The 17,105-nt window shown below is 46.9% G+C and carries 15 protein-coding genes; 8 read left to right on the top strand and 7 right to left on the bottom strand.

Translation table 11 applies throughout. From position 1 onward, the window contains the following. Window positions 1–7: 7 nt before the first annotated feature. The 7 genes from LO777_RS09630 to LO777_RS09600 form a co-directional block, all read right to left on the bottom strand. Window positions 8–1,648 (bottom strand): glutamate synthase-related protein, encoded by a 1,641-nt coding sequence (locus LO777_RS09630; RefSeq protein ID WP_228857265.1) that lies wholly within the window; start codon window positions 1,646–1,648, stop codon window positions 8–10. Further along, a complete protein-coding gene (locus LO777_RS09625) occupies window positions 1,606–2,745 on the bottom strand; it encodes a class II glutamine amidotransferase domain-containing protein (protein ID WP_228857264.1) in 1,140 nt (379 codons plus the stop codon). The genes LO777_RS09630 and LO777_RS09625 overlap by 43 nt, the downstream gene beginning before the upstream one ends. A gap of 554 nt (window positions 2,746–3,299) precedes the next feature. Next, a complete protein-coding gene (locus LO777_RS21030; RefSeq protein ID WP_228857263.1) occupies window positions 3,300–3,554 on the bottom strand; it encodes a Sec-independent protein translocase subunit TatA/TatB in 255 nt (84 codons plus the stop codon). Between the two features lie 41 nt (window positions 3,555–3,595). Further along, window positions 3,596–3,784, bottom strand: a complete 189-nt coding sequence (tatA, locus tag LO777_RS09615) for a twin-arginine translocase TatA/TatE family subunit (protein ID WP_228857262.1) — start codon at window positions 3,782–3,784, stop codon at window positions 3,596–3,598. Window positions 3,785–3,914: 130 nt separating this feature from the next. Beyond that, window positions 3,915–5,267, bottom strand: coding sequence for a threonine synthase (thrC, locus tag LO777_RS09610; protein WP_228857261.1), 1,353 nt, complete (start codon window positions 5,265–5,267; stop codon window positions 3,915–3,917). A gap of 222 nt (window positions 5,268–5,489) precedes the next feature. Next, a complete protein-coding gene (rsfS, locus tag LO777_RS09605; RefSeq protein WP_228857260.1) occupies window positions 5,490–5,867 on the bottom strand; it encodes a ribosome silencing factor in 378 nt (125 codons plus the stop codon). Window positions 5,868–5,897: 30 nt separating this feature from the next. Further along, entirely contained in the window at window positions 5,898–8,360 is a 2,463-nt protein-coding gene (locus LO777_RS09600) for a DNA topoisomerase III (protein WP_228857259.1), read from the bottom strand. A gap of 1,055 nt (window positions 8,361–9,415) precedes the next feature. Here LO777_RS09600 and LO777_RS09595 point away from each other — a divergent pair. The 8 genes from LO777_RS09595 to truB all read left to right on the top strand — a co-directional run bounded on the left by LO777_RS09595 (window position 9,416) and on the right by truB (window position 16,760). Next, window positions 9,416–9,871 (top strand): ribosome maturation factor RimP, encoded by a 456-nt coding sequence (locus LO777_RS09595; RefSeq protein ID WP_228857258.1) that lies wholly within the window; start codon window positions 9,416–9,418, stop codon window positions 9,869–9,871. Between the two features lie 89 nt (window positions 9,872–9,960). After that, the gene (gene nusA / locus LO777_RS09590; RefSeq protein WP_228857257.1) at window positions 9,961–11,349 is read left to right on the top strand and encodes a transcription termination factor NusA; all 1,389 of its coding nucleotides are present in this window, start codon (window positions 9,961–9,963) and stop codon (window positions 11,347–11,349) included. After that, window positions 11,346–11,585 (top strand): YlxR family protein, encoded by a 240-nt coding sequence (locus LO777_RS09585; RefSeq protein WP_228857256.1) that lies wholly within the window; start codon window positions 11,346–11,348, stop codon window positions 11,583–11,585. The genes nusA and LO777_RS09585 overlap by 4 nt, the downstream gene beginning before the upstream one ends. A gap of 96 nt (window positions 11,586–11,681) precedes the next feature. After that, on the top strand, window positions 11,682–12,902 hold the full coding sequence (locus LO777_RS09580; RefSeq protein ID WP_228857255.1) for a translation initiation factor IF-2 N-terminal domain-containing protein: 1,221 nt from the start codon (window positions 11,682–11,684) through the stop codon (window positions 12,900–12,902). After that, window positions 12,791–14,437 (top strand): translation initiation factor IF-2, encoded by a 1,647-nt coding sequence (gene infB / locus LO777_RS09575; protein WP_228857254.1) that lies wholly within the window; start codon window positions 12,791–12,793, stop codon window positions 14,435–14,437. Before LO777_RS09580 ends, infB begins: the two co-directional genes overlap by 112 nt. A 143-nt stretch (window positions 14,438–14,580) precedes the next feature. Further along, entirely contained in the window at window positions 14,581–15,009 is a 429-nt protein-coding gene (rbfA, locus tag LO777_RS09570; RefSeq protein ID WP_228857253.1) for a 30S ribosome-binding factor RbfA, read from the top strand. After that, window positions 14,981–15,994, top strand: coding sequence for a DHH family phosphoesterase (locus LO777_RS09565; protein WP_228857252.1), 1,014 nt, complete (start codon window positions 14,981–14,983; stop codon window positions 15,992–15,994). Before rbfA ends, LO777_RS09565 begins: the two co-directional genes overlap by 29 nt. Continuing rightward, a complete protein-coding gene (truB, locus tag LO777_RS09560; protein WP_228857251.1) occupies window positions 15,978–16,760 on the top strand; it encodes a tRNA pseudouridine(55) synthase TruB in 783 nt (260 codons plus the stop codon). Before LO777_RS09565 ends, truB begins: the two co-directional genes overlap by 17 nt. Window positions 16,761–17,105: the final 345 nt, after the last annotated feature.

Raw genomic sequence — 17,105 nt, 5'->3', positions numbered from 1 at the left:
TGCCGGGTTAGCAGACGTACTTGATCTGCAGCCTGTCGGCGGCTGCCTTGTCCGCAATACCCAGTGCATCCGACATGCCGATTGGCAGACTCTGGGATCGGCCGAGAGGAGCCATGATCTTTTTTACCTCGGTACTTATGGACATAAAGGTATCGGCAACCCTTTCTGCAACCAGATCTGGATCAAGTCTTCTGTAAAGCTTGGCATTTTGGCTGGTGATGCCCTTGGGGCAGATACCTATATTGCAGACATTGCATCGATTTTTTTCATTGCCAAGGCATCCTGCCGTAGCCTGCATGATATATTTGCCGATATGCACTCCTGAAGCACCAAGCATGATAAGGGCCATACCGTTCTGGGCCACATTACCGTTTTTGCCGATACCGCCGGCTGCAAAAATTGGTATTTCGTTCTGTTTCCCCTGGGCCGCGAGGTCAAGATAACATTCCCGGACACAGGAAGCGATGGGATGCCCTGTAGCATCCATGGAAACATTGTATGCGGCCCCGGTACCGCCGTCAATTCCATCAATCATGAGACCGGCAGCATAGGGGTTGCGCACCAGGTTGTTCAGTACGGATTTGGCCGAAGTTGAAGCAGAAATTTTTGGATAAATCGGTACCTTATGACCAAAAGCCATGGAAAGAGTCTGGATCATCTTCATGACACTTTCCTCAATGGAGTAGAGTGTCTGGTGAACAGGCGGGGAGGGAAGATCCACACCTTCAGGAACACCACGGAGGCGGGCGATAAGTTTTGAAACCTTATACCACATCAGCAGACCACCATCCCCGGGTTTGGCACCCTGACCATATTTTATCTCAATGGCCGCAGGATCACATTGCATGTCCGGAATGGCTCTGATTATTTCGTCCCAGCCAAAATAACCGGAGGCAATTTGCAGGATGATATATTTCAGGTAGGGGCTTTTCAATACCCATGGGGGACAGCCGCCTTCACCGGTGCACATCACGACCGGAATTCCAAGGACCTCATTGCAGTACGCAACTCCCTGCAACAGACCCAGCCACATATTGGGTGAGAGGGCTCCAAAGGACATGGATCCAATGACAAAAGGGAAAATTTCCCTGGTTGCCGGGATCCAGCCACCATTGATTTTCCTGTCCAGATAATCCTCGGGAGAGAGAATCCGGCCCAGGGTTGTTGTGATGGTAAACTCATGCCGACCGGCATCCAGGGCCGGATCGGTCAACATGGAGATTCTATCGAAGACAATTCGATCAAGCAGAGTAGGGCCGGAGACATTGCGTCGTCCCCCCCGTTTCCTTGGCTCACCTTTTTGGTTGTCAAAAAAAGTGGTACGGTTTTCGTTTGTGCCAGGAACAGGGGTTATGGCATCATTGGGACAGACCATTGAGCACATGCCACAGCCGATGCAGGCATGGGCCATATCGGTCTGCTGGCGGATCCCAGTAAATGTTCTGTAATCGCTGCCCCTTTTCTTTCCCATCACGTCAAGTTTTGGAAGTCGTTGCCTCATATGGGAGAGACGAATAGCTTCCTTGGGGCAGACTGCAGTACACTGGCCGCAGAGTGTACACCTGTCTTCACGGTGTTCGATAATCCAGGGAAAATCAGTATAAGTTAGGCTGCCAGGGGTAACGGCAGCTGATCGTGTTGAGACCATATTAAAAGTTCCTTTCTGTCTGGGGGGACAATTACTGTATGTTCGCGCATTGGCTGGAAATCAAGTGAGGGGTCACGGTCTGGGATCATTGCATCGACACCACAGATCTCTGATGCAATGGCCCACATACCCTTTTTACCGCCAACTGTCGCAGGCCGCAGTTTTTTCTGATCCATGACCAGCAGGCATGTTTCATCGGGCAGGGTGCCAATTACTGCATTCGGTCCATCTATGACCAGACGTTTGCAGGCGTCTCGCAACCCTTTGAGGAAGTCACCCTGGGGGTGGCTGTTCAGTTCCGAAGTACTCAAAGGAGTAATAATATGCTTATAAGCGGCCAGAGGGAGTTTCAGTTTCTTTAGTGTATAGTGGAGGATGTGGGCAAAGACCTCACTGTCACTCTGGTAACCCATGTAGCCGGTAATGTTTTTTCCCAGCAACCATTCTTTGATGGGGACAAAAGCGGTATTTTCTCCATTAGTCATGGTGGAGATGCCCTGGATGAAGAAAGGATGGCAGGCATACAGGTTGATGCCGTAATTGGTATTCTGACGGCCCTGGGCCATACAGACCCTCGATTTTATCTGACCGTCATGCAGACAAAGAGCATCTCCAATCTGCAGGGGCCAGCCTACTTCCTTTATCATCGCCACATCCGGCCAGAAAGAGAAGACCGAGAGATCATTATTCTCTTCACCTATTTTTCTTAAAGCCAGCCGTGTTTTCAGAAGTTCCGCTTCTTGTTTTTCTTTGGCAATACCCCTGAATCTCTCGGGCATTCTGTAGGCCCTCACGAAATATCGATAGCGGTCATTCGCCTCGATCAGTTCCGGGTGCATTGAAAACCGATGGTCGTATTTTAACTCATACCCGCGGTCTTCCATGAAACTGGTCATCTGATGCCAGCCTTTTTCGGTGTGGGCGATTCCCGACAGAATGGGAAATTTGGGATTGTATTTGAAATCTTCAAATTCCATGCCACGAAGAAGCAGACCAAGGCCGGAGCCGTCATATCCTTCCTGCATGGCCTCCATGGCAGTCAGAACCTCGTAGGGTGAAAAGGGCCTGTTGGCGGTTTTCAGGGCTAAACGACACATGTCTCTCTCCTGATAAGAATAGGTAAAATTGCCTGTGGGCAAGATGTGGACGTCGATCTGATGAGAACCAGGCGGGATCCTGCCGGACAAAATTAGACAAAAAAGTATAATTGAGTCGTTCTTTTTAAACAATTATTACAAAAAAGTCAAGAATATTGCCTTGGCCTGGGAATAAATGGTTGAGGTAGTTTATTTTTCGGTTATCCATGAAACCCAGGCTGACCTGGAGAAATCTTACAGCAGAAAAAGAGAGAGGTAATTGATAATTCTCAGAAATGAAAAGCGTGAAAAGAGAAAAAAAAGAAAGAAAAGTAAGAATGCAAACGATACAGCATGGCTGGATCATAAAGCACAGCCATTTGTGTCCTGTGGGCGAAGGATTGACATCGTTTCGCTGTGATGAAAATCCTACCTGTGGTGAAAAAAGATCATTCGTAGAGGAGATTTTCGAATGAGTCCAGGCAAATGGATAAAAAGATTATTGTGAGAAAATAAAGACTCTTCCAGGTCTGGAATTCTACAGGGAGCAGGATGGGGACTCCCTGTATGGTTGATTATTTCAATATGTTCCCAATTTTCCCCAGGTTCTTTACCTGATCAACCTTTTCCTTGACATCCGCAGCTTCCTTGACTCCGGGGATATCATTGATTATTTCCCGCCCCTCTTCTTCAACTCCCTGAATACCTTTTTTGAAAGAAGAGATTGCCTTACCGAGGCCGGAACCTATTTCCGGCAGTTTTTTACCGCCGAAGACGAGGAAAGCAATTGCAAGAATGACTATTAATTCAGGTGTTCCCAGTCCAAACATTATATGGTCCCCTCTCAGTTTAAGAGATAATTATCTGAAGATCAGGCTTTGTTATCAGGTTCCTGATCATCATCAATTTTTTTTTGTTCTTCTTCTTTTTTGGTCGCGTCTTTGAAATTTTTAATGCCTTTACCAATGCCTGAGCCGATTTCAGGGAGTTTGCCCGCTCCGAAAATGATGACAATAATAACCAGAATAACTATGAGTTCCGGCATACCAAGACCAAACATAAAGATACCTCAAAATAGTAAATAAATATGATTGAAAAACAGTCAAAAAGAATACAACTGCCTGAACAATTATCGTGCAAGTGACATTAGAGCAGTCTGCCGAGAAAGTCAAGTTCCTCGGTGGATCCTGTTATTTTCCCTCATCTTTACCGTGAGCATGCGTGGATATATACTCGCGGATGTCATTTGCGTTTGCTTCCATGATTTCGCATCGTGATTCAGCTGTTAAAATTGCTGAAATGTTTTCTGGAAGTTCCGGTTCAGTGTTTACTGCTTCTGCAACTACTTCGCCGAATTTAGCCGGATGGGCAGTTGCAAGGCAGATCATGGGAATGCCAGTGGTTTTATACTGTTCTGCCGCCCTGACTCCAACGGCTGTATGGGGGTCAAGCAGATAACCGTATTCTGCATGATAATGGGCTATAGTTTTGAGAACCTCATCTTCAGCTACGGAGGCTGCTGTAAAATCTCTTTTGATCTGTTCCTGATAACTCTTCAGATCAAGAGAGCCGTTCTTTAAGAATTCTTCCATTAATTCTCCGGTACGGGTGGCATCGCTGTCGACCAGGTAGTAAAGATACCTCTCAAAATTGGAAGCGGCCTGGATATCCATGGAGGGGCTGGACGTTATCCTGACCTCTCCAAGGGAGTAGTCTCCCCTGTTGACCAGTCGACTGAGGATATCATTCGAATTAGTTGCCAGGACCAGTTGTCTGATTGTTCCCTCTGGCAACATTCTTCTGGCGATAAAGCCTGCGAATATATCGCCGAAATTGCCTGTGGGAATAGCGAAATCCAGGGAAGAATCCTTTTCGTGGTCTATGATATGGAGACAGCTGTAAACATAATAGACAACCTGGGCGAGAACACGGGCCCAGTTAATGGAATTGATGGCGCCGAGATTGTTTTCCGCTTTAAAATCGACATCACTGAAAATCTTTTTCACGATAGCCTGGGCATCATCAAAAGACCCCCTGATGGCGATGTTGAAAACATTATCGTCCACCACGGTTGTCATCTGCTTTTCCTGGACTTTGCTGACTCTTCCATGGGGATGGAGAATGAAGATCTTTATCCGTTCTTTTCCTCTCACCCCGTATATTGCTGCGCTCCCGGTGTCCCCGGAAGTTGCCCCGAGGATATTGAGGGTTGATTTATTTTTGTCCAGCAGATATTCAAAAAGATTGCCGAGAAACTGCAGTGCTATATCTTTGAAAGCAAGGGTTGGGCCATGGAACAGCTCAAGTATATGATACTCTCCCACATGGGCAAGAGGAGTTATTTCATTCCGGGTAAAGGTGTCATAAGAGCGGGCTATGATATCCTTGAGATCATTTGCCGGAATATCATCAATAAAACGACTCATGATTTCGAAGGCGAGTTCAGGATAAGTCAGGTTTTGCCAGGATGCCAGTGTTTCGCACCCTACTCTTGGAATTGTTCTGGGAAGAAGGAGTCCGCCGTCTTCGGCAAGTCCCATCATGACTGCTGCTGTAAAGGACAGGGGGCGACCCCACCCCTGGTGCTGAGATATTGCATGGCTTTTATCAGGTGTTCAATTTGTGCCTGTCCGGAAAAGGTTTTTTTTCTGAATCGTCGTTGCTGTGGAGATTCTATTTTTGGGATATCACATAGATGTCCGTAATAAAAATTTCCTGGTGTCTTTATTCAGAACAAAACTGCTCATTTCTGGACAGGTATCAGTTCAAGGTGCCTGGATTTCTACTTTTTCGGCCTCATGCCACAATCCTTCCAGATCGTAGAATTTTCGCTGTTCATGATAGAAAATATGAACAACCACGTCGTCGAAATCAAGTAGAACCCACATGCCGTCCTGAAGTCCTTCCGCCTTTGATGCCTTAACTCTTTTTGAACGGAGCTCTCCTTCAATCGCTTCGGCCAATCCCTGGACGTGTCGGGTCGATCTGCCGCTCATGATGACAAAATATTCAGTAAAAGTAGTGAGTCCACGAACATCCAGGATGACAAGATCTTCAGCCTTTGTGTCAAGAGCCGCTGTCGCGCAGACCCTGGCCAGTTCCTCTCCGGTTTTATCACGGTATTCTTTTTTAATCTGTTTCATAATTACTTGTGCCCTTTTCTGTGAGGGCTGTCAATTTTTTTGTTCTTTTTTTCTGGATTTACGTGGAGGAAATTCAAAGCTGATTCTGCCATTTTTGTTCAGGAGCAGATAGGCATCGAACGGCCTTCGTTTCTTTGAAATAAACCCTTTGATCAGTTCTGTTTTTCCGTCTTTCAACAACTGTCGGATATGAGTGGTGTCCAGCGTTTTTGAAAGGATTATCTTGCCAATTCTAAGACCATTTTTCTCGTCTCCGTCAAGTGCCGATTCAGACATGAAAGCAGCCGGAGTTTCATAAACTTTTGTGTTGTCCACCGGAGAAATGCCGAGAACCTCGCCCTTTTTGATGGCATCGATGTCCAGGTCGGCGGTTGATTTTTCAAAGAGAAATTCTATTTTTCCGTTGGTAAACCGAAGTGAGGCTGAAAACGGTTTTCCCTTTTTTGACCTGAAGTCACTGAACGGGCCGATTGTTTTACCCTCCAGCAGAGCGACGATTTCATCATTGGTCATAACTCTGCCGCCTAGGATTTTTCTGATGGAAATCTTCTGGTCCTCAGAAACATAAGCAGTGGGAGAGGAAAAGAAGCGGATATTATTGACGGGACTGAAAGGGGCCTCCGCCCTGACTTCTGTTTTCTCGAAGTTTTTGACCTGGTTGATAATATGGATGGTCATTGCCCGTATTTCATCCATGAATTTGGCCCTGGTAAACGTCCCCTTGAGGATCTGGTTCAATTTATGCTCCCACTCTCCTGTCAGCTCTGGAGAAGCCAGGACATCGATCTTCATAGCCTCCAGAAGAGCCAGAAGCTCAAACGCTTTACCGGTGGGAGTAAGGTCCTTACCCTCTCTGACCACATATTTTTCCTTGATCAGTTTTTCAATGATAGAGGCCCTGGTGGCGGGGGTTCCCAGGCCTCGTTCCTTCATGGCATCGGCCAGTTCCTCGTCTTCTACGAGTTTATCGGAATTTTCCATGGCCGAGAGCAGTGTTGCTTCGTTGTACCTGGGTGGGGGAACCGTTTCCAGATCCTCCCTGGTGATTTTCTTGCAGGAGATGTCAGCAGAGTCAGGTACGGGAGTGAGCATTTTCTCCTTTTTGTCTACGCTACCTGCTCCGTAGATAATTTTCCAGCCAGGTTCCTTGAGTATTTTGCCCTCCGTCAGGAAGGTCTCATCCATGACATGGGAGAATCGTTTTGTATTTAAAAAAAGTGCAGGTGGGAAAAATACAGCGAGAAAACGCTGTGCCACCATTCTGTAAATTTTGAGCTCTGCTTCCGAGAGATTTTTCGGTATCAGTGTGGTGGGGATAATGGCATGATGGTCGGAAATTTTCCTGTTGTTGAAAATGCGTTTTTCGAGTTTCAGGTAGCCTTTTCTCAGGGCTGTTTCGGCAAATTCGGCAAGTTGCCACCGGGTCTGGCTCTGCACGGTTTTTTTCACCGTGGGCAGGTAATCTTCCGGCAGGTGTTTGCTGTCCGTTCTGGGGTAGGTGAGGACCTTGTGTCTTTCATAGAGAGCCTGGGCGATGGACAGGGTGTTCTTGGCGGAGAAGCCGAAACGGGAGTTGGCCTCACGCTGGAGCAGGGTGAGGTCGTACAGAGGGGCGGAACGTTGGCTGGTCTGTTTGCTTTTTTCCTCTACGGTTGCCGGCTGACCTGTACACTTGGCGATGATTGCAGCCGCTTTTTCAGGATCCCATATTCTGTCTGCACGTTTATAGGAATCATTCGGATCTTTTTTAAAGGACGGGTCAATCCATTTACCGTTGTACGTAATATTGTCGAATACAAAATCAGCATGGAGGGTGCAGTACGGTTTGGGGATAAAATTCATCCTGTATCGCTCCCGCTGGACCAGAAGTGACAGCGTCGGAGTCTGTACCCTGCCGCAGGGTGTAAGAAAAAAACCACCGTTACGCGAATTGAAGCCGGTCAGTGCTCTGGTTGCGTTGATCCCGATCAGCCAGTCGGATTCGGACCTGCAGAGAGCTGTGTCTTCAAGGGGGAGCATTTCTTCACTGTCCCTGAGATTGGCAAAGCCTGACTTGATCGCATCTGCGGTCATGGACTGCAGCCAGAGGCGTTTAAATGTTTTTTTGGCTACAGACTTGTTCCATACATATTTTATAATGTATTTGAAAATCAGTTCTCCTTCACGACCGGCATCACAGGCATTGACGATTTCTGTAATGTCCTTTCGGCGGATGAGTTTCTGCAGGGCATTCAGCTGACTTTTTGTGCCGTCCAGTCCTTTCAGGGGGAAACTTTCCGGCAGGATGGGGAGCTTGTTGATATCCCATTTCTGGTAGGCGGGATCAATTTCTTCTGGATAACAGATGGAAACCAGGTGGCCGATAGCGTAGGAAACAACGTACTTCTGTCCTTCAAAATGGGTCTTGGTTTTTTTAAATCTGTCGGGCAGTATTTTCGCCAGATCACTTGCCACACTGGGCTTTTCCGCAATTATTAGAGTCTTGTCTGTCATGAAAAAATGGGCTGTGGTGTTCAGATTATTTTAATGGTTACCATGAAAGAATCTGATTTTTTAAAGTACCCTCAAGTTTAAGATATTAATCATTCATAAGCTGGCAATATCGTTTTTTTACTGAAAGCATTGGAGTAACTGTCTGCTGGAAAACGATAAACACGTCCGAATATAATCAGACAGATAAGCAAGAGTCCGGCTGGAAATGTCGATTATCTTTTCGAAAAGGATTATGACCTAAATCCTGCACTTCGGGAATAAGGAAAAAATATTTATACTGTATAAACAGATAGTTATCATATTGCAGTAGGGGCTGTACTACTCACTATCAGAGTGAGATTGTTTTTTTTTATTCCCTTGCCCTGGTGGATTGGCAATTTTATCGAATCTGCTTCGTTATCAAGTGCTTGAAGTATGTTAATACGTCTGCGCTCTTGATGCCTCGCATCTCCGAAAAACTTGCCAATTGCAGGATTTAGGTATGACCTGAACGATGCAGTGGGTGATTGTTCCGAATCTGTCGTTAATATCCTTCAGGTGCGAATAAACTGCCCGATGTAATAAAAAGACATGTACCGTTTGTCAAATAGAATTTTTTTTCGATTACGTATATAATTATCTCCGCTACCCATGACAGCTGACGATGTCGCTGCTTTATCAGGCATTTTGGGATATATTTGAATATCTGGGCGCAGGTTGACAAGACCGGTTGTTGTGCCTGCTTTATCGGGTGTATTGCAAAAATCACCTTTTTTTAAAAAACACCGTGCAAAAAAACCTGGAGAATTTGTTTAAGTGAGCATGTTTTCGATTTTTACTGGGAGTGTCAGCTTTCTTGGGCTTGACAAGACTTGGCTGTTATGATAATGTTGCACAGTTCAACTGTCTGGTATGGTGCTGGAAGTTGAAGTTATACCTTCCGTAATGTTTCTCAGTTGCGGCAAGGCGTTTTGGAAGTGGGCATTGCCCGCTTTTTTTTATGTCCGGATTCTGACTTCCAGAGGAATGGGATTGCAGATCATGCTGTTGTCGTGCATTGTTGCAGGAAGAGTGAAATGTCTGAATATATACTGGAAACTATAGAAGTATTTTTAAGGCAGCTGTTGTCGTCAATGGAGCTGGAACTGTTTGATATTCAGTTTCGAAGAGAAGGTCACGGATGGGTCCTGAGGGTATTTATTGATGCAGACAGGGGTGTGACACTCGAAGACTGCAGCAAAGTCAGTCGCGAGTTGAGTCATTACCTGGATATTGAAGATCTTATCGACCATGCGTATCACCTGGAGGTTTCTTCTCCTGGACTTGAGAGACCCCTGCGGTCAGTTGATGATTTTGCCCGTTTCCTGGGGAAGACTGCCAGGGTGAAGCTGTCGGAAAAAAGAGATGGACAAAAGATTTTTGAAGGGATTATTGAGGAAATTGACGGCAGTGATATTTTGCTGAAACTGGAGGATCAATCCAGTGTGAGATTTTCTTTTACTGTGGTCAGCAAGGCCAGATTGACTATTTAAGTGTTATTCAGGGAACTGATGAAGATTACCTTGAAAACAGGATATTCTCCATGGATTGGAGCTGAAAGTAATAATGATGGGGTAAGGAAATGCTATCGGATTTAAAACGCATCATCGACCAGATCTGCAGAGATCGTGGTTTCGACAAGGCATTGCTGATAGAAGCGATTGAGGAGGCCGTGCGTTCGGCTGCCAGGAAGAAGCTGGGAAGCCGCAGGGATATAGAGGTGCGCTACAATGAAGAATATGGTGAAGTTGAGATATTTCAATTCAGGATTGTGGTGGAAGAGCCCGAAGACGAACAGATGGAGATCTCCCTGGAGGAGGCCCTGAAACTTGACCCTGAAGTTCAGCTTGGTGATGAGCTTGGCGAAAAAATGGAAGACATTACTGATCTTGGACGGATTGCAGCGCAATCAGCCAAACAGGTCATTATCCATAAAATGAAGGATGCCGAGCGGGAAGTTATCTATGAAATGTTCAAGGACAGGGTCGGCGAGGTTGTCAGCGGGATTGTTCAGCGTTTTGAGCGGGGCAACATGATTGTTAACCTCGGAAGAACCGATGCGATTCTTCCCAAGGACCAGCAGATTCCCAAACGCTCTTTCAAACAGGGGGATCGTATTCGTGCCTATCTGAAGGAGGTGCGGCAGACCGCCAGGGATTCCCAGCTTATTCTTTCCAGAACCTGCGATGAATTTCTGGAAAAATTGTTTCAGATGGAAGTTCCGGAAATGGCTGAAGGTATTGTACGGGTAATGGGTGTAAGCAGAGAGCCGGGGTTCCGTGCTAAAATTGCCGTGAGTTCATCGGAGAGTGATGTGGATCCTGTGGGCGCCTGTGTCGGAATGAAAGGATCAAGGGTACAGAATGTTGTTCAGGAATTGCAGGGGGAGCGAATAGATATTGTCACCTGGAGCCCTGATTCTGCAAAATATGTTTATAATGCACTGGCTCCAGCTCATGTCAGTATGGTAAGGGTTGATGAAGAGGCCAAATCTCTTCTGGTTGTTGTTCCAAACGATCAGCTTTCTCTGGCAATTGGCAGGCAGGGACAGAATGTCAGACTTGCCTCCAGGCTGCTCGGATGGCGTATTGATGTGAAAAGTGAACAGCGTTATGCAAATCTTGAAAATGAGGGATACCAATCTCTGCTGGCGCTGGAGGGTGTTGATGAGTCTCTTGCTGATCAGCTTTTTGCAAAAGGTATTTCCTCAACATCAGTTCTGTCGGAAAAAACCGTTGAAGATCTCACTGTCCTGCGTGCAATCGATGATGAATTTGCCCAGGCTCTGATTGAGGAGGCAAAAGCCAATCCGTTTAATGATGAGCCGGAAGCGGAAAAAAATGGGGTGGAAGACAAGGGATCTGGAAATGGAGATCAGCCGGAGACGGAATTGTCCGGGGAAAAGGAAGAAGAGGAGAACCTGAAGAAGGTGGATGACGAAGAATCCGAAGAGGATGACAGGAGCAGTTGAAAGAAGAATATGAGCAGGGTAACCGGAAGAAGTGCAGGCCTGTTCGAACGTGCACTTCATGCGGAAAAAAGAAGGAAAAGGACAGGTTGCTCAGGTATGTCTGGCGGGACAGTGGTATAGTGGCGGATCAACATCAGGTGCTGCCTGGTCGTGGAGTGTATTGCTGCACGAATGAAAAGTGTGTTGAACTGCTGTACAAACGGAAAAAAAAATGGAAAAGATTGTTTCGTCTTTGAGAAAATAGAATTAATAATAGCTTGTCGGTAAGGGTGGTGCGGGCGACGTTGGTATTGGCGAGTGAAAATTGTTGCGGTGTAATACGGGAGTGAAGGATGAGCAGGATTAGGGTTTATGAGCTGGCGAAAGAAGCCGGCATGAGCAGTAAGGTGTTGGCCGATAAATTGCTGGAACACGGGTATGACATTAAGGGCCATAGCTCTACGGTTGATGATGAAACCGCTGAAAAGATCCGGAAAACTATTCTGAAATCGACCGATACGGAACTGGTTGAAAAAAGGATCAGTGAAAGCGGCAAGTCAACGGTTATCAGAAGAAGGGCGACGGTTATTCGCAGGAGGCCGAAAGCTGAACCAAAGGTTGAGGAACCGGTGGTAGAGAAGGAAAAGGAAGCAGTACCGGAGAGTCCTGCGCAGCTGGACAGCACATCCGGGAAAGATCTTGAGACAGCTGCAGAAACAAAAGAAGCTGTTGTTGAAAGTGAGGTCACACCCCCTGAGAAAAAGACAGTACCCGAAGAAGTGTCTGGTGAAAAACAGGGTGAACCGGAACCTGTCCCTGGGAAGAAAACTGCTGAAAGCAAAGAATTAATCGAAGAAGAAAAGGGTGTTTTAGAAGAGAAAGATTCCGAGATTGATACTCCCCAACCCCAGGAACCTGAGAGAAAAGAGGCAGAAGAAACTGTTTCTGACAAAAAAACTCCTGCAGTAAAAAACAAGGTCGAGAAGAAACAGCCGATCCGCAAAAATGTGGCACGGGTAGTTGGTACAATAGAATTGCCGAAAGAGGAAACTCAACCTTCACGTCCCCGTAAGAAAGGAGGTAAACCTGCATCCCAGAGAAGAGCCAGGCCGACACCGGCTGCAATGGCTCCCGTTGCTGATCGCGATGATGGAAGTCGAGGCAGGAAGAAAGGAAAGAAGGGTGCACACGATGGCAAAAGTGATGATTATCGCAGCAGGGGAGGTAAGAAGGGCAAGAAAGGTCTGAAATTCACCCATTTTGCCAATGATTACCAGGCGAGAGGTGGTAAGCGTGGGAGAAAGGGTGGCAGGAAGGCACCCAAACCGGTAGCGCCTCCTTCCGAGATGAAGGCCAGCAAGAAACGGTTCAAGGTATATGATTCCATCAGTGTCGGCGATCTGGCCCAGCGTATGAAAGTAAAAGCCAGTGACGTCATAGCAAAACTGATGGGACTCGGGTCATGGCGACCATCAACCAGTCCGTGGATGTGGAAACCGCAATCATCCTGGCGGCTGATTTCGGATATGATATTGAGCAGGGTATTACTGAAGAAATCGGGATCCAGATGTTGAATGAATCTGAATCCGGCGGTGAGAAGGAGCCTCGTTCCCCTGTTGTCACTGTCATGGGCCATGTTGATCACGGTAAAACATCGATTCTGGATGCCATCAGAAAAACAGATGTGGCTGAAGGTGAGGCGGGTGGAATCACCCAGCATATCGGTGCATACCACGTGCGATCAAATTATGGTGACGTGACCTTTGTTGATACACCGGGCCATGCGGCTTTCACGGAAATGCGTTCCCGTGGCGCTCAGGTGACTGATATTGTCATCCTGGTAGTGGCGGCGGATGATGGTGTTATGGATCAGACCCGTGAAGCAATCAGTCACTCTCAGGCAGCAGGTGTTCCGATTATTGTGGCTGTGAACAAGATAGACAAGGACAATGCAGATATCGACAGGGTCAAGCGTGAACTTGCCGAACTGGACCTTTCCCCTGAGGATTGGGGGGGAGATACCATGTACTGTGAAACATCAGCCAAGAAGAATATCGGTATAGATGAGCTGATGGAACTGATCCAGTTACAGGCTGAGATGCTTGAACTGAAAGCGGATAGAAAGCGCAAGGCACGGGGACGTGTTGTCGAAGCACAATTACATAAGGGACGGGGACCTGTTGCCACTGTTCTTGTCCAGGACGGCACCCTGCGTACTGGAGACCATTTTGTTGTAGGTCAGTTCAGTGGAAAAGTTCGGGCCATGCTTGACTTTAAAGGCCAGAAAATTGAGGAGGCAGGTCCTTCGATTCCGGTTGAAGTTCAGGGTATTTCCGGGGTTCCAAGTGCCGGAGACGAATTTATAGTGGTCACGGATGAAAAAATGGCCAGAAGCGTGTCCCAGAAGAGAGCGTTGAAGGCAAGAGAATCGGAGCTTGGCGCGAACACTAAAATTTCCCTCGATAAACTGTTTGAGCAGATGCAGGAAGGTGAAGTGCAGGAACTTCGTGTTGTTCTCAGATCGGATGTTCAGGGTACCCTGGAGGCTTTCGCCAAGGCGGCGGAAGAGCTTTCCACTGATGAAATCAAAGTTAAGGTGCTCCATGAAGGAACAGGGACAATCACTGAATCGGATATCCTGCTTGCTTCAGCCTCGGACGCCGTTATCATCGGTTTTAATGTGAGACCGAGTGTCAAGGTGAAGGAACTTGCCCAGAAGGAATCGGTTGATGTCCGTTCTTATGATGTTATTTACCACGCTTTAGATGACATCAAGAAAGCCATGGTAGGTATGCTTGAGCCGACTTTTAAAGAGGATATCATCGGGCTTGCCGAAGTGCGTGAAACCTTTCATGTGCCCAAGGTTGGAACCATTGCAGGGTGTGCTGTAGTGGACGGAAAGATACAGAGAAATGCGGGTGTGCGTGTCCTGCGGGAGGGAGTGGTTATCTACACCGGTAAGATTGAATCCCTGAGGCGGTTCAAGGATGATGTAAAGGAAGTTGTCTCCGGGTACGAATGTGGCATTGGGGTTGAGAAATTCAATGATATCAAGGTTGGTGATAATCTTGAAGCGTATGTTATGACCGAAGTTGAGGCAACTCTGTAAAGAAAGGCCGGACTTTAAGGCTCAACCATTTATGCCCTCCGGGTATTTATGTACCCCGGGTACTAAAAAGTGATGAAAATCCGATTGCGGCAGAACGATTTTGGGTCGCTGGATTTTGATATAAAGAAGGAAAGAAAGAAATTGTGACCAACTGGGATCCTAAACAGACACTAGATTCCATCGGACTTGGCAGAAGACCGGAAAGAAAACGTTCGGCAAGGGTTGCGGATGCGATCCGAGTTGAGCTGGCTACTCTTCTGGTAAGCAAGGTAAGAGATCCAAAACTGCAGGGAGTAACCATTTCCCGGGTTGAGGTTACCGATGATTTGAGTATTGCCAGAATATTTTTCACTGTTATTGATCATGAAATAAACAGAAAAGGTATCAGACTCGCCGAAAAAGGACTGCGACGCGCCAACGGGTTCATGAGAACTCATATTGCCAGAACGCTGAACCTGCGGTTTACCCCTGCCCTGCAGTTTCGATATGATGACACGGCGGAAAAGGTTGAGGAGCTGGAATCCATATTTCAGGAAATAGCTGATGAAAGAAAAGTTCGTGACAGTTCCTGACGCAGTTGTTCAGGCTCTTGAGGGTGCGGGGAATATTGTTCTGTTCACCCACATTCACCCGGACGGTGACGCACTTGGTTCGCTTTTCGGACTGGCCGATCTGCTGCTGGCATCAGGGAAAAAAGTATTCTGTTATCTGGAAGAGCCGGTGTCCCATCTCTATGATTTTCTCCCAGGTTGTGAACTGGCAAACTGTTCTCTTGATGATCTGGAGAGTTTTGTGGATGAGGCTTCAACGGACCTGGTGGCCCTGGCTCTTGATTGCGGAGATGCGGACAGACTTGGGGTACATCGGGAAAAATTTCTAAATATCAGCCCCTTTGCTGTTATTGATCATCATCTCTCTCACCGGGACTTTGGTACCGTGCGCTGGGTGGAATCATCACGTTCCTCCACCGGGGAAATGGTTTATGAGCTGGCCATGGCTCTCGGGCTGGAGATAACATACAGGGCAGCCTATAATCTTTATGTGGCAATCTGCACGGATACAGGGTCTTTTCGCTACGACTGTACCGGTTCCAGAACCCTGCATATTGCTGCTGAACTGGTTGAAAAAGGAGTACGGCCCGAAGAAGTGGGTGGGCACCTCTTTGATAATTACAGCAAGGAGAGGCTCAAGCTCATGGAATTTGTTCTGGCTACCATGAATCTTTATGAGTCGGATCAGGTTGCCTTTATTCATGTGACCCGGCAAATGCTCAGAGAAAGCGGTGCTACTATGGAGGATGTGGAAGGATTTATAGACTATCCACGATCCCTGAGGACAGTAAAAATCGCTGTCTTTTTAAAAGAAGGGAAAAACGGACAGGTTTCTGTCAGTATGCGGGCAAAGGGAGAGTGCGATGTGGCTGCCATCGCCAGAGGTTTTGATGGTGGAGGTCACAGAAATGCAGCCGGGTTCAGATTGTCCAATACCTCGATTGAAACTGTTCGTCTGCAGGTGCAGGAGAAGGTGAGCAGGGTGTTGCATGATCAAAAAAAATAAGGGGAGAGTGACTCCTGCAGGAGTTTTCCTGGTAGATAAACCAGCAGGTATGACTTCTTTCGCTGTTGTTGCCAGGGTCAGGCGTATTCTCGATATAAAAAAGGTTGGTCATGCGGGTACACTTGACCCCTTTGCTACAGGGCTGCTTATTGTCTGTGTCGGCAGACCGGCTACAAAAATGATTTCAAGGTTTATGGCGGGGGAGAAAGAATATCTGGCTACTCTTCGTCTTGGCGTAGAAACAGAAACCTTGGATACGGAAGGAAAAATAACAAAGACAACGGAAGTCGGTATCTTGAATGGTTCTGATATTGAGGCTTCTCTGCAGCGGTTCAGGGGAGTACAAATGCAGGCGCCCCCGGTGTATTCGGCCCTGAAACACAAGGGGAAACCGCTCTATTATTATGCCCGTCGCGGGATTGAGATTAAAAAAGAGCCAAGAGAGATCACTGTCTCAACCCTTGAGCGCATTGACGATGGGAAGGATCTGGCGGGGAAAGAAGTTGATCTGCAGGTGCGGGTAGTCTGCAGCAAGGGTACATATATCCGCAGTCTGGCTGCTGATATCGGTAAAGATCTGGGATGTGGTGCTCATCTTGTGCAATTGCGTCGCATCAGGAGCGGTTGCTTTTCAATTGAGGAGGGTTGCCTTACTCCCGAAGACCTGACTGCAGAGGACGCCCGAAAGCGGTTTTTAAGGAAGATGTTATCTCTTGAAGAGGTGTCTAAACTATTGCAATATTCAAATGATTTGGATACTGTATAAAAAGAGGTAGTGTTAACACCCCACAAGGGGGTATAAGTGCCATGGAAATAAATCTAACCATTTAATTTCAAAACACCTTTCCTGGTTTCTTGTTTTCTATGACAGGATTTCAGGAGTAAGGCACTAAAAAGTATTTAACAGGCTGCCGGGATACGCCACCTAATCCGGTCAGCCGTTGTTGTACCCCGTGTTTTCCGCACACAGTGCAGAACCGGGATTATGTTGTCAAGAGCGGGTGTCGAATTTTCGTAACAGCTGAATTTGACCCGCAGTACAGAGGTGAATAAGATTCTTATATAATTCTAATCTTATACATGTATATGTTTATTATACTGTTTCAGGAGG

It is taken from the genome of Desulfomarina profundi (assembly GCF_019703855.1).
Taxonomy (GTDB): Bacteria; Desulfobacterota; Desulfobulbia; order Desulfobulbales; family Desulfocapsaceae; genus Desulfomarina; species Desulfomarina profundi.
Note: the sequence above shows the minus strand (reverse complement) of the source record. Positions and strands in the feature narration are given on the sequence as shown.

Excerpts from the sequence above, each read along its gene's own strand:
- LO777_RS09630 (WP_228857265.1), bottom strand. The coding sequence starts at position 1,648 with ATGGTCTCAACACGATCAGCTGCCGTTACCCCTGGCAGCCTAACTTAT.
- LO777_RS09625 (WP_228857264.1), bottom strand. The coding sequence starts at position 2,745 with ATGTGTCGTTTAGCCCTGAAAACCGCCAACAGGCCCTTTTCACCCTAC.
- LO777_RS21030 (WP_228857263.1), bottom strand. The coding sequence starts at position 3,554 with ATGTTTGGACTGGGAACACCTGAATTAATAGTCATTCTTGCAATTGCT.
- tatA (WP_228857262.1), bottom strand. The coding sequence starts at position 3,784 with ATGTTTGGTCTTGGTATGCCGGAACTCATAGTTATTCTGGTTATTATT.
- thrC (WP_228857261.1), bottom strand. The coding sequence starts at position 5,267 with ATGATGGGACTTGCCGAAGACGGCGGACTCCTTCTTCCCAGAACAATT.
- rsfS (WP_228857260.1), bottom strand. The coding sequence starts at position 5,867 with ATGAAACAGATTAAAAAAGAATACCGTGATAAAACCGGAGAGGAACTG.
- LO777_RS09600 (WP_228857259.1), bottom strand. The coding sequence starts at position 8,360 with ATGACAGACAAGACTCTAATAATTGCGGAAAAGCCCAGTGTGGCAAGT.
- LO777_RS09595 (WP_228857258.1), top strand. The coding sequence starts at position 9,416 with ATGTCTGAATATATACTGGAAACTATAGAAGTATTTTTAAGGCAGCTG.
- nusA (WP_228857257.1), top strand. The coding sequence starts at position 9,961 with ATGCTATCGGATTTAAAACGCATCATCGACCAGATCTGCAGAGATCGT.
- LO777_RS09580 (WP_228857255.1), top strand. The coding sequence starts at position 11,682 with ATGAGCAGGATTAGGGTTTATGAGCTGGCGAAAGAAGCCGGCATGAGC.
- infB (WP_228857254.1), top strand. The coding sequence starts at position 12,791 with ATGGCGACCATCAACCAGTCCGTGGATGTGGAAACCGCAATCATCCTG.
- LO777_RS09565 (WP_228857252.1), top strand. The coding sequence starts at position 14,981 with ATGAAAGAAAAGTTCGTGACAGTTCCTGACGCAGTTGTTCAGGCTCTT.
- truB (WP_228857251.1), top strand. The coding sequence starts at position 15,978 with ATGATCAAAAAAAATAAGGGGAGAGTGACTCCTGCAGGAGTTTTCCTG.